The 19,733-nt window shown below is 70.9% G+C and carries 19 protein-coding genes and 3 tRNA genes; 9 read left to right on the top strand and 13 right to left on the bottom strand.

Annotated elements, in window-relative coordinates:
- Nucleotides 1–79: 79 nt before the first annotated feature.
- Nucleotides 80–1,540: a phytoene desaturase family protein gene (locus N6H00_RS21400; RefSeq protein ID WP_268973422.1), complete on the bottom strand. Its 1,461-nt coding sequence runs from the start codon at nt 1,538–1,540 to the stop codon at nt 80–82.
- A 230-nt stretch (nt 1,541–1,770) separates the two neighbouring features.
- On the opposite strand from N6H00_RS21400, the gene N6H00_RS21405 reads away from it, so the two are divergent.
- Nucleotides 1,771–2,691 (top strand): phosphoribosylaminoimidazolesuccinocarboxamide synthase, encoded by a 921-nt coding sequence (locus N6H00_RS21405; protein WP_268973423.1) that lies wholly within the window; start codon nt 1,771–1,773, stop codon nt 2,689–2,691.
- 123 nt (nt 2,692–2,814) lie between these two features.
- Here the strand turns inward: N6H00_RS21405 and N6H00_RS21410 are convergent.
- The 8 genes from N6H00_RS21410 to N6H00_RS21445 all read right to left on the bottom strand — a co-directional run bounded on the left by N6H00_RS21410 (nt 2,815) and on the right by N6H00_RS21445 (nt 7,644).
- Nucleotides 2,815–2,887, bottom strand: a tRNA-Gly gene (locus tag N6H00_RS21410).
- Between the two features lie 127 nt (nt 2,888–3,014).
- The gene (locus N6H00_RS21415; RefSeq protein ID WP_268973424.1) at nt 3,015–3,635 is read right to left on the bottom strand and encodes a response regulator transcription factor; all 621 of its coding nucleotides are present in this window, start codon (nt 3,633–3,635) and stop codon (nt 3,015–3,017) included.
- Complete coding sequence (locus tag N6H00_RS21420) at nt 3,632–4,978, bottom strand: sensor histidine kinase (protein ID WP_268973425.1); 1,347 nt, start codon at nt 4,976–4,978, stop codon at nt 3,632–3,634. Before N6H00_RS21420 ends, N6H00_RS21415 begins: the two co-directional genes overlap by 4 nt.
- Nucleotides 4,979–5,006: 28 nt before the next feature.
- Nucleotides 5,007–5,831 (bottom strand): ABC transporter permease, encoded by an 825-nt coding sequence (locus N6H00_RS21425; protein ID WP_268973426.1) that lies wholly within the window; start codon nt 5,829–5,831, stop codon nt 5,007–5,009.
- Nucleotides 5,828–6,829, bottom strand: coding sequence for an ABC transporter ATP-binding protein (locus N6H00_RS21430; protein WP_268973428.1), 1,002 nt, complete (start codon nt 6,827–6,829; stop codon nt 5,828–5,830). The genes N6H00_RS21425 and N6H00_RS21430 overlap by 4 nt, the downstream gene beginning before the upstream one ends.
- Nucleotides 6,830–6,994: 165 nt before the next feature.
- Nucleotides 6,995–7,070, bottom strand: a tRNA-Gly gene (locus N6H00_RS21435).
- A gap of 80 nt (nt 7,071–7,150) precedes the next feature.
- A tRNA-Gly gene (locus N6H00_RS21440) sits at nt 7,151–7,222 on the bottom strand.
- 104 nt (nt 7,223–7,326) lie between these two features.
- Nucleotides 7,327–7,644: a histone-like nucleoid-structuring protein Lsr2 gene (locus N6H00_RS21445; protein ID WP_268973429.1), complete on the bottom strand. Its 318-nt coding sequence runs from the start codon at nt 7,642–7,644 to the stop codon at nt 7,327–7,329.
- A 303-nt stretch (nt 7,645–7,947) separates the two neighbouring features.
- Here N6H00_RS21445 and purS point away from each other — a divergent pair, with 303 nt between their 5' ends.
- Genes purS through purL form a run of 3 tightly spaced genes read left to right on the top strand, consistent with a single transcriptional unit; the run spans nt 7,948 to nt 11,179 of the window.
- Nucleotides 7,948–8,232 (top strand): phosphoribosylformylglycinamidine synthase subunit PurS, encoded by a 285-nt coding sequence (gene purS / locus N6H00_RS21450; RefSeq protein ID WP_268973430.1) that lies wholly within the window; start codon nt 7,948–7,950, stop codon nt 8,230–8,232.
- Nucleotides 8,229–8,909, top strand: coding sequence for a phosphoribosylformylglycinamidine synthase subunit PurQ (gene purQ / locus N6H00_RS21455; RefSeq protein WP_268973431.1), 681 nt, complete (start codon nt 8,229–8,231; stop codon nt 8,907–8,909). Before purS ends, purQ begins: the two co-directional genes overlap by 4 nt.
- Nucleotides 8,906–11,179 (top strand): phosphoribosylformylglycinamidine synthase subunit PurL, encoded by a 2,274-nt coding sequence (gene purL / locus N6H00_RS21460; protein ID WP_268973432.1) that lies wholly within the window; start codon nt 8,906–8,908, stop codon nt 11,177–11,179. Before purQ ends, purL begins: the two co-directional genes overlap by 4 nt.
- A 100-nt stretch (nt 11,180–11,279) precedes the next feature.
- On the opposite strand, the gene N6H00_RS21465 is transcribed toward purL, so the two are convergent.
- A complete protein-coding gene (locus tag N6H00_RS21465) occupies nt 11,280–11,678 on the bottom strand; it encodes a nuclear transport factor 2 family protein (RefSeq protein ID WP_268973433.1) in 399 nt (132 codons plus the stop codon).
- Nucleotides 11,679–11,756: 78 nt separating this feature from the next.
- On the opposite strand from N6H00_RS21465, the gene N6H00_RS21470 reads away from it, so the two are divergent.
- The 3 genes from N6H00_RS21470 to purM all read left to right on the top strand — a co-directional run bounded on the left by N6H00_RS21470 (nt 11,757) and on the right by purM (nt 15,425).
- On the top strand, nt 11,757–12,545 hold the full coding sequence (locus tag N6H00_RS21470; protein WP_268973434.1) for a maleylpyruvate isomerase family mycothiol-dependent enzyme: 789 nt from the start codon (nt 11,757–11,759) through the stop codon (nt 12,543–12,545).
- Between the two features lie 200 nt (nt 12,546–12,745).
- On the top strand, nt 12,746–14,305 hold the full coding sequence (gene purF, locus N6H00_RS21475; RefSeq protein WP_268973436.1) for an amidophosphoribosyltransferase: 1,560 nt from the start codon (nt 12,746–12,748) through the stop codon (nt 14,303–14,305).
- A 43-nt stretch (nt 14,306–14,348) separates the two neighbouring features.
- Nucleotides 14,349–15,425 (top strand): phosphoribosylformylglycinamidine cyclo-ligase, encoded by a 1,077-nt coding sequence (gene purM, locus N6H00_RS21480; protein ID WP_268973437.1) that lies wholly within the window; start codon nt 14,349–14,351, stop codon nt 15,423–15,425.
- A gap of 104 nt (nt 15,426–15,529) precedes the next feature.
- Here purM and N6H00_RS21485 read toward each other — a convergent pair whose 3' ends face one another.
- Nucleotides 15,530–15,784 (bottom strand): DUF3073 domain-containing protein, encoded by a 255-nt coding sequence (locus tag N6H00_RS21485; RefSeq protein ID WP_268973438.1) that lies wholly within the window; start codon nt 15,782–15,784, stop codon nt 15,530–15,532.
- A 388-nt stretch (nt 15,785–16,172) separates the two neighbouring features.
- Nucleotides 16,173–17,327: a Leu/Phe/Val dehydrogenase gene (locus N6H00_RS21490; RefSeq protein WP_268973439.1), complete on the bottom strand. Its 1,155-nt coding sequence runs from the start codon at nt 17,325–17,327 to the stop codon at nt 16,173–16,175.
- A gap of 175 nt (nt 17,328–17,502) precedes the next feature.
- On the opposite strand from N6H00_RS21490, the gene N6H00_RS21495 reads away from it, so the two are divergent.
- Both N6H00_RS21495 and bldC read left to right on the top strand, forming a co-directional pair.
- Nucleotides 17,503–18,339, top strand: coding sequence for a hypothetical protein (locus tag N6H00_RS21495; protein WP_268973440.1), 837 nt, complete (start codon nt 17,503–17,505; stop codon nt 18,337–18,339).
- A 492-nt stretch (nt 18,340–18,831) separates the two neighbouring features.
- Complete coding sequence (bldC, locus tag N6H00_RS21500) at nt 18,832–19,038, top strand: developmental transcriptional regulator BldC (RefSeq protein WP_003949541.1); 207 nt, start codon at nt 18,832–18,834, stop codon at nt 19,036–19,038.
- Nucleotides 19,039–19,491: 453 nt separating this feature from the next.
- Here the strand turns inward: bldC and N6H00_RS21505 are convergent, their stop codons facing one another.
- Nucleotides 19,492–19,692, bottom strand: coding sequence for a DUF6274 family protein (locus tag N6H00_RS21505; RefSeq protein ID WP_268973441.1), 201 nt, complete (start codon nt 19,690–19,692; stop codon nt 19,492–19,494).
- Nucleotides 19,693–19,733 lie beyond the last annotated feature (41 nt).

Raw genomic sequence — 19,733 nt, forward strand, 5'->3', positions numbered from 1 at the left:
GTCCGGGGCATGTGGATGAGCGGGTGCAGCGGGCGACGGCGAATTTGCTGGACCGGATCTGCAAGCGGGGGTGACCCTCCTACGGCTCCGGGGCGAGGGGCGGGGGCTTCCGTATTCCGAAACGGTGCCGTAGCGCCGACAGGGCGGCCAGATAGCCGCACATCCCGTGCACCCCCGGCCCCGGCGGGGTCGCCGACGAGCACAGGAAGAGCCCGGGGAGCGGGGTGCGGTACGGGTCGAGGCGGGGCACGGGCCGGGCGAGGCTCTGCCACAGCGTCATCGCGCCCGAGCCGATGTCCCCGCCCACACAGTTGGGGTCGTAACGCTCCAGGTCCCGTCCGGACACCCCGCGCGCCGCGAGCACGGTGTCGCCGAAGCCGGGGGCGTAGGTCTCGATCCGGGAGCGGATCAGCTCCACCGGGTCGGTGTCGTCGCCGTTCGGCACATGGGCGTAGGCCCACACCGGACGTCTGCCGGACCGGGCGCGCCCGGGGTCGGTGACGGCCGGGTCGACGAGCAGCACGAAGGGTGCCCGGCTGCGGACCCCGCGCGTGGTCAGGGTCTCCTCCCGGACCAGCTCGCCATGGCTGCCGCCCAGGTGCACGGTCCCGGCGCGGCCCACGGCCGGGTCGGCCCACGGGATCGGCTCGCTGACCAGGAAGTCGGCCTTGGCGGCGGCCGGGCCGTAGCGGAACCGCCGCAGCGCCCGGACGTAGCGGGCGGGCAGCGCCCGCCCGGCGATGTCCAGCAGCCCGGGGACGCCGGTGTCGAGCAGCACCGCGCGATGCCCGGCCAGCTCGGCGAGGTCGCTGATCTCGCGCCCGGTGTGGACGGTGCCGCCGTGCGCGGTGATGTCGTCCGCCATGGCCTCGGCGATCCGGGCGCTTCCGCCGCGCGGCAGCGGCCAGCCGGGGCCGTGCGCCAGATGCCCCAGGAGGGCCGCCACCGCACCGCCGGCCAGGCTGGGCAGTTCGCCCACGGCATGGGCGGCGACCCCGGTGAGCAGGGCGGGCGCCTGCTCACCGGAGAAGCGGGCGGGGCCCAGCCGGGTGCCGTGCACGAGCACCCGTGTGGCCAGCAGCGCCGGCACCAGCGGATCGCGGGGGAGGGTGCGCTGCCCGGACAGGACGAAGTCGACCACGCCCTCGCTGTGCCGCAGCAGCGGCGCCATCAGCCGCCGCCAGCGCTCCCCGTCCGGGCCGAGCCGGGCGCACGTGGCCGCCAGATCGCGGTGGGCGAGCGCGGCGCGCCCGCCGTCCAGCGGATGGGCGTAGGAGATCTCGGGCGCCAGCAGGTCCACCCCGCGCGCGGCCAGGCCGAACTCGCGGAAGAAGCGGGAGGCGGCCGCCATGGGATGGACCGCCGAGCAGATGTCGTGTGCGATCTCCGGGTCGAACAGCGGCTGGGTGCGCAGCCCGCCGCCGATGGCGGCGGCGGCCTCGTACACCGCCACCCGCAGCCCCGCGCGGGCCAGGGTGACGGCGGCCGCGAGCCCGTTGGGGCCGCTGCCCACGATCGCCGCGTCGGCCGCGTCGGCCATGCCGCGTCTCCTCTCCGCTGCGCCTTCCGTCCCCGGCGAGCCTTCCGTCCTCGGCGCGCGTCCCGTCCCCGGTACGCGTCCCGCCGCATGAGTTCCTCGTACGCCGGGTTCGAACCGGCCGGAAGCGGAACCCGAGGTGCGACGGGTGGGGAGGGCGCGCCCCGCCGCAGGTCGCCGCCCGTCCGTGCGGCAGAATCGAAGGGGCTTGGACAAAACCACCAGGAGGAAGCGTGTCCGGATTCGTCGAAAAGCCCGAGCCGGTCGAGGTTCCGGGCCTTCAGCACCTGCACACCGGCAAGGTGCGCGACCTCTACCGGAACGAGCGCGGCGAACTCGTCATGGTCGCGAGCGACCGGATCTCCGCCTACGACTGGGTCCTGCCGACCGAGATCCCCGAGAAGGGCAAGATCCTCACCCAGCTCTCCCTCTGGTGGTTCGATCTGCTCGCCGATCTCGTCCCCAACCACGTCCTGTCCACCGAGCTTCCCCCCGGCGCCCCCGCCGACTGGGAGGGCCGCACCCTGGTGTGCCGGTCGCTGCGGATGGTCCCGGTCGAATGCGTGGCCCGCGGCTATCTGACCGGCTCCGGCCTGGCCGAGTACCGCGAGAGCCGTACGGTGTGCGGGATCGCCCTGCCCGAGGGACTGACCGACGGCTCCGAGCTGCCCTCCCCGATCTTCACCCCGGCCACCAAGGCCGAGGTCGGCGAGCACGATGAGAACGTGGCGTACGAGGAGGTGGTGCACCGGGTCGGTGCCGAGCCCGCCGCCCAGCTGCGCCAGGCCACCCTCGCCGTCTACAACCGGGCCCGGGAGATCGCCCGCGCCCGGGGGATCATCCTCGCCGACACCAAGTTCGAGTTCGGCTACGCGGAGGCGACCGTGGGCGCGGAGGGCGCCGAGCCGGTGCTCGCCGACGAGGTGCTGACCCCGGACTCCTCCCGCTTCTGGCCCGCCGACCAGTGGCAGCCCGGCCGCGCGCAGCCGTCCTTCGACAAGCAGTACGTCCGCGACTGGCTGACCTCCCCGGCCTCCGGCTGGGACCGCACCGCCGAGCAGCCGCCGCCCCCGCTCCCGGCGGAGGTCGTCGAGCGGACGCGGGCGAAGTACGCGGAGGCTTACGAGCTGCTGACCGGCACCAGCTGGGCGTAAGGGCGGAGAAGGACCGAGGGCCCCGGAAACGCGTTCCAGGGCCTTCAGGGCCCTGGACACATCAGGACTCCCAGGAACGACCAAGGGCCCCGGCCGATCGGCCGGGGCCCTTGATGTCCACCGAGCGGACGACGAGGCTCGAACTCGCGACCTCAACCTTGGCAAGGTTGCGCTCTACCAACTGAGCTACGTCCGCCTGCGCCGGACTTCTCCGGTTCGACGCGTCTCTACTATAACCAAACCTCCGACCGGTGAACTACCACCCTCGTGTCGGGGCCGCCCCGGGCGGCGCGACGGCGGCCGCCGCGCAGGCGGCGGAGCGCTCAGAACCAGCCGCGTTCCCGGGCGATCCGCGCCGCCGCGTGCCGGTTCTCCGCCCCCAGCTTCGCCGCCGCGGCCGACAGATAGTTCCGGACCGTCCCCGGGGAGAGCCCGGCGCGCTGGGCGATCTCCGCGATGGAGGCGCCGTCCGTCGCCAGCTCCAGCAGCTCCGCCTCCCGCGCGGTCAGCGGGGAGTCCCCGGCGCCGATCGCGTCGGCCGCCAGGCCCGGGTCGACATAGCGGGACCCGCCGTGCACCGTGCGGATGATCTCCGCCAGCCGCTGCGCGGACGTGGTCTTCGGCACGAAACCGCGCACCCCCGCCGCCAGCGCCCGCTTGAGGTGGCCCGGCCGGCCGTGGCTGGTCACGATCATCGACCGGCAGCCGGGCAGCTCCGACCGGAGCGCCGCGGCCACCGACACGCCGTCCGCCTCCGGCATCTGGAGGTCCAGCACCGCCACATCGGGCCGGTGCGCCCGCGCCATCGCCAGCGCCTCGGGCCCGGACGCCGCCTCCGCGACCACCAGCAGATCGTCCTCCAGCGCCAGCAGGGCGGCCAGGGCACCCCGGATCAGATGCTCGTCGTCGGCCAGCAGCACCCGGATCGCCGCGGTGTCGTTCACACGTCCCCTTCCAGCGGAACCTCGGCCCGCAGCCGGTACACGCCGCCCGCCCTCGGGCCCGACTCCAGGGTGCCGCCCAGCGGCGCCAGCCGCTCCCGCAACCCCTTGAGCCCGTTCCCCGAGCCGCTTCCCGCACCATTCCCCGAGCCGGCGCCCGCACCGTTCCCCGAGCCGCTTCCCGCACCGTTCCCCGAGCCGCTTCCCGCGCCGGTGTCCGAGCCGCTTCGCGCACCGTCCCCCGCACCGGTGCCCGCGCCGACGCCCACCGCGTCCGGCACTCCGTCATTTTCCATCAGCAGCACCGCCGTTCGGTCCCCTCCCGGCCGGGACGCCACCTTCAGCCGTACGGTGCAGCGGGCCGCGTCCGCGTGCCGCAGGACGTTCGTCGCCCCCTCGCGGACCACCCAGCCCAGCGCGGACCGCACCGTCCCGGGCAGCTCCACCCCGCCGCCGTCGCCCTCGATCCGGCAGTCCACCCGGGCCGCCCGCAGCACCGACCGGGCACCGGCCAGTTCCACCTGGAGATCCGCCTCCCGGTAGCCACGGACCACGTCCTGGACCTCCGCCTGCGACTCCCGCGCGATCCGCTGCACCTCCACCATCAGGGCCTCCGCCTCCGGCCTCCCCCGCCGGGCCAGACGCGCCGCCAGTTCGCCCTTGAGCGCGATCAGCGCGAGGTTGCGGCCCACCACGTCGTGCAGGTCCCGGCCGAACCGCAGCCGCTCCTCCGCGACCGCCAGCCGTGCCTGTGCCTCCCGGGACTCGTCCAGCTCCCACATCACCGCCAGCACCCACACCGAGCTGCGGACGGTCAGCAGGCACAGGGCGCCCATCAGGGCCACGGCCACGACGGCCACCACCGGGGCGGAAATCCCGGGCCGGACCACCGCCTCCGCCAGGGCCACCGCCACCGCGAGCCCCGTGTGCACCTCGGTGAACCGGCGGATCGACACCAGCAGCGCGTACGCGGAGGAGAAGGGCGCCACGCTCAGCACGATCAGCGGCACGACCTGCCCGGGTTCCCGCGGCCCGGCGTCGAGCGCCACCGCGAGCCCCAGGCCAACGACCACCGTTGCCACGGCCACGGTGGGAGCCCACGGCTCCACCGGCCGGTCGCGCAACCGGTGGTCGAGCCCCCTGCGCAGCAGCGGCACGGTGAGCAGGAGCTGCGCCAGGGACACGCCGATCATCGTCCACGCGAGCGGAGCCGGGCCGTCCCGCAGCGCCGGCGCCAGGGCGTTGGCCAGCACGATGGGGTAGATCCACGGCACCATGTACAACGTCCACCGGGTGTACAGCTCGACCCGGGTGAGCCGGCTGTGCCCGCGCCATCGCCGTATCACGTGCCCCGTACCCCCGCTCCGCCGCCGCTCAGCGCCTCGGCTCCCAGAAGAACCGCCTCCGTACGGTCCACCATGCCAGCACCGTCCAGGCCACGGACGTCACCAGGGTCCCGAACACCTCCGGCACGCTCATCCCGCCGTCCCATCCGCCCCGGACGAGGGCGACGACCGGGGTCAGCGGCAGCCGTTCGCACACCGCCGCGACCTGGTCCGGCATCACCTCCAGCGGTACGAACAGCCCGCTGGCCAGCATCGACACCAGCATCATCGGCATCGGCGTCAGCTGCGCGGACTCCGCGGTCCTGGTGTAGGCGGCCGTCGCGGCGGCCAGCGCCACCATCTGCGCCAGCCCGATCGCCACCCCGGCCACGGCCAGATACGGGGCCTTCGGGGCCGGTACGTCCAGGGCGATCCCCACGCACACCACCAGCAGTACGCATTGGGCGAGCCCCATCAGGACGGCCGGCAGCGCCGACCCGGCCAGGATCTCGGTGTCGGTGGGCTCTCCGGCGCGCAGCCGCTTGAGCACCAGCTCCTCACGCCGGATCACATACACGCCCACGAGGTTCATATAGACCGCGAGGACCAGGGCCAGGCCGATCGAACCGGGCAGGACCAGCATGCCCAGCGACAGACCCGCCTCCTCCAGGTCGATGTCCTTGGTGACCGAGGTCATGCTGAGCGTCAGCGCGCCGGGCAGCAGCAGGGCGTAGCTGAGCGCCGCCTTGTTCCGCAGCAGCAGCGTCAGTTCGGCGCGGCCGAGGGAGAGCACCCGGTCCTTGGCGGTGGTCCGGGCCGGACCGGCGGCCGTGGCGGTTGTGGTCGTAGTCGTAGTCGTAGTCGTCGTGTTCATCGCGTCGCCCCCGCCGTCGTTCCGACCGTCGCTCCCGTCGTCTCGCGCTCCGGCGGTGCTCCCGCCTCCAGTTGGCGGGCGATGTGCAGGAACGCTTCCTCCAGTGAGGCCGACCGGGCGTCGAGACCGGTCAGTTCGATCCGCCGGTCCCGTGCCCAGAGCAGCACCTCGGTCGCCGTGTGCTGGAGATCCCGGGTGCGCAGCAGTACGGTGCGGTCCGCCGACTCGGAGGTGGTGGCGCCCAGCCGGCCGGCCGGCGGCACCTCCTCGGGGCGGACGCCGGCGGGGAGGGTGAAGGAGAGCCGGGAGGGCCGCTCGGCCACGATGTCGGCGACCCGGCCCGAGGTGGCGATCCGTCCCGCGTGCATGATCGCCAGCCGGTCGGCCAGCGACTCGGCCTCCTCCAGATAGTGCGTGGTCAGCAGGACGGTGGTGCCCTCGTCCCGCAGGGCGCGCACCAGTTTCCAGGTCTCCCGCCGGCTCTCCGCGTCCAGGCCGGTGGTCGGCTCGTCGAGGAAGAGCACCTCGGGGCGGCCCAGCAGCGCGAGCGCCAGGTCCAGCCGGCGGCGCTCACCGCCGGAGAGCATCTTGACCCGGACGTTCCGGCGCCCGGTGAGCCCGACCAGCTCCAGGCCCTCCTCCACCGGCCGGGCGCCGCTGGTGCAGCCCGCCCACATCCGCGCGGTCTCGAGGGCCGTCAGCTCGGGCGGGAAGCCGCCCTCCTGGAGCATCACCCCGATCCGCGGCCGGACCTCGGCCCGTTCCCGGTACGGGTCGTGGCCGAGCACCCGCACCGTGCCGCCGGTCGGGGCGGCGAGCCCCTCCAGCAGTTCCACGGTGGAGGTCTTGCCCGCGCCGTTCGTGCCCAGCAGGGCGAACAGTTCCCCGCGGGCCACCGAGAAGGAGACCCCCCGTACCGCGTCGAAGCCCTGCGCCCCGGCGGGTCCGTATCTGCGCCGCAGGTCGTTCACGTCGATCGCGCTGTCACCGGCATCCATGGCTCCAGGCTTCCGCCGCCCGGACGGCCGGGGTAGTGCGCGCTGTCATCAGTCCCGATGACAAATGTCATCGGGTGACGGCCGGACCGAAGAGGCGCCGAAGAAAGGGGACTTGATGAGGGGAAACACACAAGGCGCCGGTCGATTCGACCGGCGCCTCATATCTGGAGCGGACGACGAGATTCGAACTCGCGACCCTCACCTTGGCAAGGTGATGCTCTACCAACTGAGCCACGTCCGCATGCCTCCGATCAGCTTTCACCGATCGGCGCGTGCACCACTCTACCTGATCCTCTTCGCAAGAGGGTGGCAGGCGATGAGAGCGGGTGACAGGGATCGCACACTGCGCCTCCCCCTTGGAAAGGGGGCGCTCTACTACTGAGCTACACCCGCATGGTGTCTTCCTCGGGGTTTCGGCCTTTCGGCCTTGCCCCTCGGCGTGCTCCAGACTCTAGCGGATCACCCGGGGTGCTGTGCAACTCGGCTGAACGGGCCACTCAGGCGGACTCGTTGAAGGCCTCGTAGACCTTCTTGGGAATGCGGCCGCGCGGGGGCACCTCCATGCCGTGCGACCTGGCCCAGGCGCGCACCGCGGCCGGGTCCGGGGCGACGGCGGTGCGGCGGTACGTCTTGCCCGAGCGGGCCCGCTTGCGGCCGGCCTCCACGTACGGCGCGAGAGCGTCGCGCAGTTTCGACGCATTGGCAGAGTTGAGGTCGATCTCGTACATCTTGCCGTCGAGTCCGAACGTGACCGTCTCTTCCGCTTCGCCTCCTTCGAGGTCGTCGGAGAGCGTGACCACTACGCGCTGCGCCACGGATATCGGTCCTTTCGGGCTGCATCGATGCGTTGACGTGCAAAGATGTCAGCTGTCCAGTTGTTGTCGAACAATGCTTTTTCATTTGTACAGCTACTGGCATTGCATTGTGAACCCCGGTAATTCCATCCGCGTGTCATGCCGCGACCCGGACCTTACGTTTTTCCATGACCTTTCCCTGTCAGGTGCCGCCGACGATGCTTAAACGTGACCGAACCCCTGTTATCTACTCGCGTAGATTTTTCGCCGGGGTAGGCTTGGGCTACCGCCTTACGCACCAGCACCACACCACCGGGAGTGCCAGTGGCACGCGTCGTAGTCGACGTCATGCTCAAGCCGGAGATCCTCGACCCCCAGGGCCAGGCGGTGCAGCGAGCACTGCCCCGCCTCGGTTTCGAGGGGATCGCCGATGTCCGTCAGGGCAAGCGCTTTGAACTCGAGGTGGAGGGCCCGGTCGATGACGCCGCCCTCGCCCGTATCCATGAGATCGCCGAGACCTTCCTCGCGAACACCGTGATCGAAGACTTCTCCGTGAAGGTCGAGGTCGGCGAGGGTGCCGACGCCGCCGCCGGGAAGGCGGGATCGTGACCGCGCGCGTCGGAGTCGTCACCTTCCCCGGCACGCTCGACGATCGCGACACCCAGCGCGCGGTCCGCACCGCCGGACTGGAAGCCGTACCGCTGTGGCACCGTGACAAGGACCTCAAGCAGGTCGACGCGGTGATCCTGCCGGGCGGCTTCTCCTATGGCGACTATCTCCGGGCCGGAGCGATCTCCCGGTTCTCCCCGGTAATGGAGTCGGTGATCGACCAGGCGAAGGCCGGTATGCCGGTGCTTGGCATCTGCAATGGCTTCCAGGTTCTCACCGAGACCCATCTGCTCCCAGGTGCGATGCTGCGGAACAACCATCTGCACTTCATCTGCCGTGATCAGAAGTTGCGAGTGGAAAACGCGGAGACCGCCTGGACCCGCTCCTACGAGCAGGGCCAGGAGATCAACATCCCGTTGAAGAACATCGACGGCCGCTATGTCGCCGATGAGCGCGTCCTCGATGAACTCGAGGCCGAGGGGCGCGTCGTCTTCCGCTATCGGGAGCTCAACCCCAACGGCTCGCTGCGCGACATCGCCGGTATCTCCAATGCGGCCGGCAATGTCGTCGGCCTCATGCCCCACCCCGAGCACGCCGTCGAACCGCTGATCGGCACCGGTCGCACCGACGGCCTCGGATTCTTCACCTCGATCCTCAAGAGGCTGGTCAGCGCATGACCCTGGACACCACTAAGCACGCGGCGCAGACCCCGGACGCCGAGCAGCCCTGGGCCGAGCTTGGCCTCAAGCAGGACGAGTACGAGCGCATCCGCGCCATCCTGGGCCGCCGCCCCACCGGCGCCGAGCTCGCGATGTACTCCGTCATGTGGTCCGAGCACTGCTCGTACAAGTCGAGCAAGGTCCATCTGCGGCAGTTCGGCGAGAAGGCCCCCGAGAGCGATGCCCTGCTCGTCGGCATCGGCGAGAACGCGGGTGTGGTCGACGTCGGCCAGGGCTACGCCGTCACCTTCAAGGTCGAGTCGCACAACCACCCCTCCTACATCGAGCCCTACCAGGGCGCGGCCACCGGTGTCGGCGGCATCGTCCGCGACATTCTCGCCATGGGCGCCCGCCCGGTGGCCGTCATGGACCCGCTGCGCTTCGGCGCCGCCGACCACGCGGACACCAAGCGGGTGCTGCCCGGCGTGGTCGCGGGCATCGGCGGCTACGGCAACTGCCTGGGCCTGCCCAACATCGGCGGCGAGGTCGTCTTCGACCCCTGCTACCAGGGAAACCCGCTGGTCAACGCGCTCTGCGTGGGTGTGATGAAGCATGCGGACATCCACCTCGCCAAGGCGGCCGGCGCCGGCAACAAGGTGATCCTCTACGGCGCCCGCACCGGTGGCGACGGCATCGGCGGCGTCTCCGTGCTGGCCTCGGAGACCTTCGACGCTGCAGGCAATAGTGCCTCCGGCACGGGGAAACCCGCCAAGCGCCCCGCCGTCCAGGTCGGCGACCCCTTCCAGGAGAAGCTGCTCATCGAGTGCACCCTGGAGGTCTTCAAGGAGGACCTGGTCGAGGGCATCCAGGACCTCGGCGGCGCGGGTCTGTCCTGCGCCACCAGCGAGCTGGCCAGCGCCGGCTCCGGCGGGATGCGGGTCGAGCTCGACACCGTGCCGCTGCGCGACTCCTCGCTCTCCCCCGAGGAGATCCTGATGAGCGAGTCGCAGGAGCGCATGTGCGCGATCGTGCAGCCCGAGAAGGTCGACCGCTTCCTGGAGATCTGCGAGAAGTGGGACGTCATAGCCACCGTCATCGGTGAGGTCACCGACGGCGAGCGGCTGGAGATCTACTGGCACGGCGAGCAGATCGTCGACGTCCCGCCGCGCACCGTCGCCCACGAGGGCCCGGTCTACGAGCGCCCCTACGCCCGCCCCGAGTGGCAGGACGCGCTCCAGGCCGACGACGCGGCCAAGCTGCCGCGTCCGGCCACCGCCGAGGAGCTGCGCGAGCAGGTCCTCAGGGTGGTCTCGTCCCCGAACCAGGCGTCCAAGTCCTGGATCACCGACCAGTACGACCGGTTCGTCCAGGGCAACACGGTCCTCGCCCAGCCCGAGGACTCCGGCATGGTCCGGGTGGACGAGGAGACCGGCCTGGGCGTGGCCGTCGCCACGGACGGCAACGGCCGCTACGCCAAGCTCGACCCGTACGCGGGGGCACAGCTCGCGCTCGCCGAGTCGTACCGGAACGTGGCGGCGTCCGGCGCCAAGCCGCTCGCCATCTCCAACTGCCTCAACTTCGGCTCGCCGGAGGACCCCGCGGTCATGTGGCAGTTCGCGGAGGCCACCCGGGGCCTGGCCGACGGCTGCCTGACCCTGGGCACCCCGGTCACCGGCGGCAATGTGTCGCTGTACAACCAGACCGGGGAGACGGCCATCCACCCGACACCGGTCGTCGCCGTCCTCGGGGTCATCGACGATGTGGCCCGCCGCACCCCGATCGCCTTCGCGGAGGAGGGCCAGCTGCTCTACCTGCTGGGCGACACCGCCGAGGAGCTGAGCGGGTCGGCCTGGTCGCAGGTGATCCACGACCACCTGGGCGGACTGCCGCCGAAGGTGGACCTGGAGCGTGAGCGGCTGCTCGCCGAGATCCTGATCTCGGCCTCGCGCGACGGCATGGTGGACGCGGCCCACGACCTGTCCGACGGCGGTCTGATCCAGGCGCTGACCGAGTCGTGTCTGCGCGGCGGCAAGGGTGCCCGGATCGTCGTCCCCGACGGCCTGGACCCGTTCGTCCTGCTGTTCTCCGAGTCCGCGGGCCGGGCGATCGTCGCCGTACCGCGCAGCGAGGAGGTCCGCTTCAACGACATGTGCGGGGCGCGGGGGCTTCCGGTGACCCGTATCGGCGTGGTCGACGGCGACGCGATCGAGGTCCAGGGGCAGTTCTCCATCCCGCTGGCCGAGCTGCGGGAGTCGTACGAGTCGACGATCCCGGGCCTGCTGGCCTGACCTCGACGCATGGCCTGACCTTGCGAGGGACCGTACGGCCCGCCCCCTGCTGGCAGGGCGCGGGCCGTACGGTCCGTTCGTGTCCGTCCGTCATGTGCCGTCAGGTGCCCCAGAAGGCGTTCAGGGCATCGATGTCCTCGGCGCATTCGTCGATGTCGGTGATCTTTCCGCCGACGATGGTGAAGAAGTCCCCGTTCTTCATGTCCAGGCCGCGGTTGCCGCGCTCCGCGCGCAGATGGTGCACCGCCATCGCGTGTCCGCGACCGTCGCACATCACCGTCTCCAGGTCGACCCGCATGGTGCCGCCGGTCTCCTCGGACATCGTGCGGTACAGATCCATGCAGGCGTCCCGGCCCTTGTGATGGCCGGAGATCGTGTTGTCACCCGGCACATGGTGGACGACGTCCGTCGTGACCAGCGTCGCCACCGTATCCAGATCGCCCTCCGAGAAGGCCGTACAGGCGCGACGCACCAGGGCGCAATCGGGGTGCTCGCCCATGGGATTTCACACCTTTCGTACCGATGGATAACCCTTCTTCCTCCATCCTGCTCCTTCCCGGGCCTCTAAGCTCTCCGCATGCCGTCTCGTGCCCGTGCCCGCAGCTATGACCCCGCCAAGACCCGGACCGCCGTGATCGCGCAGCTGCGGCGGGTGCGGGAGGCGGTCGGGGGACTGGACGAGACGGGCCTGGACGCCCCGACCCGGCTCGGCGACTGGACGGTCCGGGAGCTGATCGCGCACCTGGGGATGGCCGTTCGGTCCGTCGTCCGGCTGCTGGAGCAGCCCGCGCCGCCCGCGCGGCAGACCACCGTCACCGGCTGGGCCACCGCGACGGACGCGCATGCCGACCGGATCGACGCGGACACCCGCGCGCTCGCGGCCGGCGCCGACCCGGGCGAGCTGCTGGAGCGTGCCGAGGAACGGTTCGCGGAGACGACCTCCGTGGCGCCCGGTGACCGGCTGCTGGCCACCCGTGTCGGGGCGATGCGGCTCGACGACTACCTCGTCACCCGCTGTGTGGAGCTGGTGGTCCACGCCGACGATCTGACGGCCGCCACCGGCGTCCCCGTCGCCCACGACCGCCAGGCGCTGGCCACCGCCACCCGGGTGCTCGCCGACGCCCTCGCGGCGAAGGCGCCCGGCGGCTCGGTCGAGGTCCGGATTCCCCCGTTCGCCGTGGTCCAGTGCGTCGAGGGCCCCCGGCACACCCGGGGCACCCCGCCGAACGTCGTCGAGACCGACCCGCTGACCTGGCTCCGCCTCGCCACGGGCCGCCTGACCTGGGCCGAGGCCCTGGAGTCGGCGCCGCTGACGGCGAGCGGCGACCGCGCCGACCTCTCCGCGCACCTCCCCGTGCTGGGGTAGTCACGGTCCGTTCCGTCCGGATGTGATCCTTGCCCCAGCCAGCCGTCTCAGCACCTGGACCGCTGTCCTCCGGACCTTCGGCCGTGCGCAGGTGGGGCGCGGGTTCCGGGGCATCCGGGGCGGTGCGCGGGAATGTGACATGCGCCCCCTCGCGGGTCCCTCGTTCGGAGGCACCGCGGAACTGGCCTAGACTCGATGACGTGCCACGTGGTGACGGACGACTCAGCCACGACCTACTCCCCGGTGAGAAGGGCCCCCAGGACGCTTGCGGCGTCTTCGGAGTCTGGGCGCCGGGAGAAGAGGTCGCCAAACTCACCTATTTCGGGCTGTACGCACTGCAGCACCGCGGACAGGAGTCCGCGGGCATCGCGGTGAGCAACGGCTCCCAGATTCTCGTCTTCAAGGACATGGGCCTGGTCTCACAGGTCTTCGACGAAACCTCCCTCGGCTCCCTCACGGGCCATATCGCGGTCGGCCATGCCCGCTACTCCACCACCGGAGCCTCGGTGTGGGAGAACGCGCAGCCCACCTTCCGGGCCACCGCGCACGGTTCGATCGCGCTCGGCCACAACGGGAACCTGGTCAACACCGCCGAGCTGGCGGAGCTGGTCGCGGCCCTGCCGCGGGACGGCGGCCGGGCCACCCAGGTCGCGGCGACCAATGACACCGATCTGGTCACCGCCCTGCTCGCGGGCCAGGTGGACGAGGACGGCAAGCCGCTGACCGTCGAGCAGGCGGCCCCGGTCGTCCTGCCCAAGGTCAAGGGTGCTTTCAGCCTCGTTTTCATGGATGAGCACACGCTGTACGCGGCGCGTGACCCGCAGGGAATCCGCCCGCTGGTCCTCGGCCGCCTCGAGCGCGGCTGGGTGGTGGCGTCCGAGACCGCCGCCCTGGACATCGTGGGCGCGTCGTTCATCCGTGAGATCGAGCCCGGCGAGATGGTCGCCATCGACGAGGAGGGGCTGCGCTCCACCACCTTCGCGCAGGCCCGGCCCAAGGGCTGTGTCTTCGAGTACGTGTATCTCGCCCGCCCCGACACCGACATCGCGGGCCGGAACGTGTACCTCTCCCGCGTCGAGATGGGCCGCAAACTGGCCAAGGAGTCCCCGGCCGACGCCGACCTGGTGATAGCGACCCCGGAGTCCGGCACCCCCGCCGCGATCGGCTACGCCGAGGCCAGCGGCATCCCCTACGGCTCGGGCCTGGTGAAGAACGCGTACGTCGGCCGTACCTTCATCCAGCCCTCGCAGACCATCCGCCAGCTCGGCATCCGGCTGAAGCTGAACCCCCTCAAGGAAGTCATCAAGGGCAAGCGCCTGGTCGTGGTCGACGACTCGATCGTGCGCGGCAACACCCAGCGCGCCCTGGTGCGGATGCTCCGTGAGGCCGGGGCCGCCGAGGTCCACATCCGGATCTCGTCCCCGCCGATCAAGTGGCCGTGCTTCTTCGGCATCGACTTCGCCACCCGCGCCGAGCTGATCGCCAACGGTCTCTCGGTCGAGGAGATCGGCAAGTCGCTGGGCGCCGATTCGCTGGCGTACATCTCCATCGACGGCATGATCGAGGCGACCACGATCGCCAAGCCGAATCTGTGCCGTGCCTGCTTCGACGGTGAGTACCCGATGGAGCTGCCGGATCCGGAGCTGCTGGGCAAGCACCTCCTGGAGTCCGAAACACAGGCCCCGAGCAGCGCCGACGCCGATGGTGTGAGGTCGCTGACCGCTGGTGTCGGCGGTGCCGACGCCCTGCGCCGCCCCTGAGCGCCGCACGCCTGTCGTCCCCGATACGAAAGATCTCAACGTCATGACACGCCCGTCCGAGTCCGGGTCCACCTACGCCGCCGCGGGCGTCGACATCGAAGCGGGCGACCGCGCCGTCGAGCTGATGAAGGAGTGGGTGAAGAAGGCGAGCCGCCCCGAGGTCGTGGGCGGGCTCGGCGGATTCGCCGGCCTCTTCGACGCCTCCGCCCTGGCCCGCTACCGGCGTCCGCTGCTCGCCTCCGCCACCGACGGGGTGGGCACCAAGGTGGACATCGCCCGGCGGGTGGGTGTGTACGACACCATCGGCCGGGACCTGGTCGGCATGGTCGTGGACGACCTGGTGGTCTGCGGCGCCGAGCCGCTCTTCATGACCGACTACATCTGCGTCGGCAAGGTCTACCCCGAGCGCGTCGCCGCCATCGTCAAGGGCATCGCCGAGGGCTGTGCGCTGGCCGGCTGCGCCCTGGTGGGCGGCGAGACCGCCGAGCACCCGGGGCTGCTGGGCGCCGATGACTTCGATGTCGCCGGGGCCGGTACGGGCGTGGTCGAGGCCGATCAGGTGCTCGGCGCGGACCGTATCCGAACGGGTGATGCGGTGATCGCCATGGCGTCGTCCGGACTTCACTCGAACGGGTACTCACTCGTTCGCCATGTGCTCTTCGACCGGGCCGGCTGGGCGCTGGACCGCGAGGTGCCGGAGCTCGGCCGGACGCTGGGGGAGGAGCTGCTGGAGCCCACCCGGATCTACTCGCTGGACTGCCTGGCCCTCACCCGCACCACCGAGGTGCACGCCTTCTCGCACATCACCGGCGGCGGGCTCGCCAACAACCTCGCCCGGGTCATCCCGGACGGGCTGCGCGCGGTCGTGGACCGCTCGACCTGGACCCCCGGCGCGATCTTCCAGCTGGTGGGGCAGGCCGGTTCGGTCGAGCGTCTGGAGCTGGAGAAGACCCTCAACATGGGCGTCGGCATGATGGCCGTCGTCCCGGCCGACTCCGTCGACGTGGCGCTCACCACACTCGCCGACCGCGGGGTGGACGCCTGGGTCAGCGGTGAGATCACCGAGCGGACGGCCGAGAGCGCGGACGCGGTGACGCTGACCGGTGACTATGCGCGCTGATCCGGCCGCGCCCGCTGCGCGGGCAGCACAGAAGCCGGTCCGAGGCGGGTACCTCGGACCGGTGGAGGTGTGCGGCGAAAAGCCCAGCGCCTCGAACGGGTGGTTCAGGCGCGGCGACGCTGCGGGGACGGATCGGACTGGTCGTCGTCCTCGTCCTCATCGTCGTTGTACAGATCCGCGTACTGTGCGTACGGGTCGTCGTCCAGCTCATCGTCCTCGAACCGCTCGCCATTCGGTGGCTGGCTCGATGTCGATGCGCCCAGCTCCTCGGCCAGGCGTGAGAGATCCGTCCCACCGCTGTTGTACTTCAGCTGGCGGGCGACCTTCGTCTGCTTGGCCTTGGCCCGGCCGCGCCCCATGGCTCGACCCCCTCAACGACGGGGCTCGACGGCCCCAGAGTCTTGACACGCGTTCACGTTCATAAATCGGAGCGGGCTCTCGGGAGAGACCGGTCCGTAGGGCTTCAACGGTACCTGCTTCTGTGGCCATACGGTACGTCGCCCACACGACGTGCCACGAGGCAGAACCCGCGAGGAGCCCGTTCCTCGCTGGTCAGCTGCGATTTTAACGTGTCTTGGGCGCCGACCCGCCGACAGGCCGTGAGGGATCTCTCGCCAATGGCCCTCCGGGGGCTTCCGCGTCCCCCGTCCGGCGGCCTACGGCAAGGTCCCGCACGGCCCGTCCACGCCGCTTCCCGGAGGCCGCCGAGCGGTCCCGGGCTGCCTCAGCCTGTCTCAGCCTGCTGTCTCAGGCGTCGTGGCCCTCGGCCATCCGGTGCTCGGCCAGCCGGTCGGCGGCCGCGGCCGGCGGAATGCCGTCGGTCCGTGCCCGATCGAATATGGCCAAAGTCGTATCGAAAATCTTTGCTGCCTTTGCCTTGGCCCGATCGAAATCGAAACCGTGCAGCTCATCGGCCACCTGGATGACGCCACCGGCGTTCACCACGTAGTCGGGCGCGTAGAGGATGCCGCGGCCGGCCAGGTCCTTCTCGACGCCCGGATGGGCCAGCTGGTTGTTGGCCGCGCCGCACACCACCTTCGCGGTCAGGACCGGCACCGTGGCGTCGTCCAGGGCGCCGCCGAGCGCGCACGGAGCGTAGACGTCCAGGTCGGCGCGGATCAGCGCCTCGGTGTCCCGGACCGCCTGGACCCGGGGGTGGCGGGCCAGCACACGGTCCACCGACTCGCCGCGCACATCGGTGACCACGACCTCGGCGCCGTCCTCCAGCAGGTGCTCCACCAGGTGGTGGCCGACCTTGCCGACCCCCGCGATGCCGACCCGGCGGCCGCGCAGCGTGGGCTCGCCCCAGCACGCCTGGGCGCTCGCCCGCATGCCCTGGAAGACGCCGAAGGCGGTCAGTACCGAGGAGTCGCCGGCGCCGCCGTGCTCGGGGGAGCGGCCGGTGGTCCAGGGGCACTCACGGGCGATGACGTCCATGTCGGCCACATAGGTGCCCACATCACAGGCGGTGACGTAGCGGCCACCGAGGGAGGCCACGAAGCGACCGTAGGCGAGCAGCAGCTTTTCGGTCTTGATCTCCTCGGGATCGCCGAGGATCACGGCCTTGCCGCCGCCGTGGTCGAGCCCGGCGAGCGCGTTCTTGTAAGACATGCCGCGGGCCAGGTTGAGCGCGTCCAGGAGCGCCGCTTCTTCGGGGTGCTCCTCGGAGGCGTAGGCGTGGAAGCGGGTGCCGCCGAGGGCCGGGCCCAGGGCGGTGGAGTGGAGGGCGATGACGGCCTTCAGGCCGCTTTCCCGGTCCTGGCAGAGCAGGACCTGCTCATGCCCGCCGAGATCGGACCGGAACAGCGTCGAGAGCGGTGAGAGAGGGTTCGGTGCGCGACTCTCCGTCGGACCGTCGACGCTGACGGTGTGACGTACGTCAGTCACGGTGGTGACTCCCATAGGTCGGGGTAGACGCCCTCCTTGCTGGTGGGGAGGGCCGTGGCCAAGAGCGTAAGCCCTGGGGCCGCGCAGATCGGCCATGTCCCCGACGAGTCCGGATGGCGGGCATGGGACGATGCCGTCAGGTGGGGGTAAGGGAGCCCCTGGCGGTGGTCTCAGCCTTGAGGGAGCGCGTGTGACCTTGGCGTCTTCGGTGATTGTCCCGTACGCGGCGTATCTCCGGGTCTATGAGCCACTGGCAGCGTTCCCGGAGCCGGAGAGATCGCACTGGGCGCGGTACGCCAAGCGCGACGACCTGCCGGGCGCGCAGGACGAGCTGCGCCGCTCGCTCGCGGACCTGCTGCCGGTGCCGCCGGTGGCGGTCCCGGTGCACGAGAGCGCGGACGCCTTCGTGACGGCCGTGGACGGCGTCACATGCGTCTGTCCGTGGCGCACCCGGCTGAGGGGCTGGCTGGCCCTGGAAGAGCTGCCGGAGCGCCTTCCCGGGCCCCTCCTGGACGCGGCCCTGCCCCCGGTGGTGCGCCGGCAGGCGGTGGCGGACTACGAGCGGTGGCTGGAGCGCAACCCGGACGCCCGGCCGTGGATCCGCTCGGCCACCTGGCATGTGCCGGTGCGCTGGTTCGTGCTCTTCTCGGACGAGGAGCGCGAGTACACCAAGGGTGACGACGGTCTCATCCTCCGTTACCGCACCCCCATGGTCCAGGCGCGGCGCCGGGTGGCGCGTGGCCTTAAGGTGCTCAAGGAGGCCCTCGGCGAGGGGCCGCTGATCGACGGGCTGGTGGACGTCGGCCGGTGGCTCGAGGAGTTCCACCCCCGGTCACTGGTCGAGCTGGACTACGGCGGCCTGGTGCACACGGTGCCGGCCGGGCAGCTCGAGGACGACCATTCGGCCGCGGATGTGGCGGAGGGCCTCGCGGCGCTGCGCGACGGGGACGGGGAGCGGGCGGGTGCCGCGTACGAGCGGCTGACCGACCGCTGGAGCACGGTCCGCGGGCGGCAGAACGCCAGCTGACCGGACCGGTGTCCGGACCGGCGGTCGAACGGGCCTCCGGCACAGAGGGGACGTAGGTCCCGATCCGGGCCATTGCCCCAATCGTGACCTAAAGCACGGACTTCGGGCCTTGCGGCAATCCCCCATCCTCGTGTCAAAATAGGACAACGAGTCCGGGAGGGGCTCCTTCCGCCCAACTATGGGCGGATTCATCGGTATTGCACTCCTTGACGGATCTGATGACCACTGATCCTGTTGTGACTGATCGTCACGGCCGCGTGACTGTCCGCTATGACATGGTCCATCGGCTTCCGTTGAGGTTGGACACCTGAGAGGGCAATTCCATCGGTTTGGCCGACGGGGCTGGACAGATGGTGTAGTTGTAGTGCCGAGGACAAGCCGTTCGTCCTATAACCGACTCGGCTCGCGTCCGCCATTTCGGGCAACGCGGGTCAAGGTGCAGAATTTAGAGGAAAGAACCGTGATGGTTCGGTTCTCCCGAGGAGGCCGCTCATGACCGCTCGCACCCCTGATGCCGAGCCGCTGCTGACCCCGGCTGAGGTTGCCACGATGTTCCGCGTGGACCCGAAGACGGTCACGCGCTGGGCCAAGGCAGGCAAGCTCACGTCCATCCGCACGCTCGGAGGGCATCGGCGCTACCGCGAAGCGGAGGTCCGTGCACTTCTTGCGGGCATCCCGCAGCAGCGCAGCGAGGCCTGAACAACCGCATAACCGGGCATTTCCGGGCCCCCCAGCCCGGCTTTCGCCTGTAAAGCTCCACCACGACGGGTGCCTGCCCCAACAGGCCCTCCACCGCTCGACATGGGTGCGTCGTTGATCGCGCTGGACTCCGCCGGGTCCGGCGCGATCTTTTTATGTCCGGCGACGCAGGCCCGCGACGGCCTTCCGGAGGTACCCTCCGCAGGGCTTCAAGTGGCCCTGGAGTGCCGATCGTTCGGCCCGCCGAAGGCGGTCCGGAGGCGGTCCGGAGGGGACTTCCGAGGTGTCCCCGGGGGGCATGGACAGACGGTGCAATTGCACATATTAAATTGACCCGCGGTAAGCGGGGTGTAAGTTCCCTCACTCCGGAAACCCATTCGGTGACTCCTGTCACACTAACCAGCTGTTGCCTTGGGGTAGCTGATTGCGGTAGGAGGCAACTGCCGTAAGGGATCATGGAGTTGGCGGGGGCGCCGTGGCCGTCTCCTCGCGGTCGGCCCGGCCCATGGCCTCGTCGGCCCCCGAGGGCTCCATCGCCAGCCGCAGCAGGCGGTGGCAGACCGGACAGTGCCGGGTGAAGTGGCGGTAGCTCGCTGCGGCCGCCAGATGGGCCCGCAGCAGCGCCCTGGTCTCATGCTTCGCGGACGTCGTCATACGCCGCACCTCCCGCGCACCCCCGAGCACACCTTTTAGTC

This window comes from Streptomyces sp. S465 (assembly GCF_026898115.1).
GTDB classification, from domain to species: domain Bacteria; phylum Actinomycetota; class Actinomycetes; order Streptomycetales; family Streptomycetaceae; genus Streptomyces; species Streptomyces luomodiensis.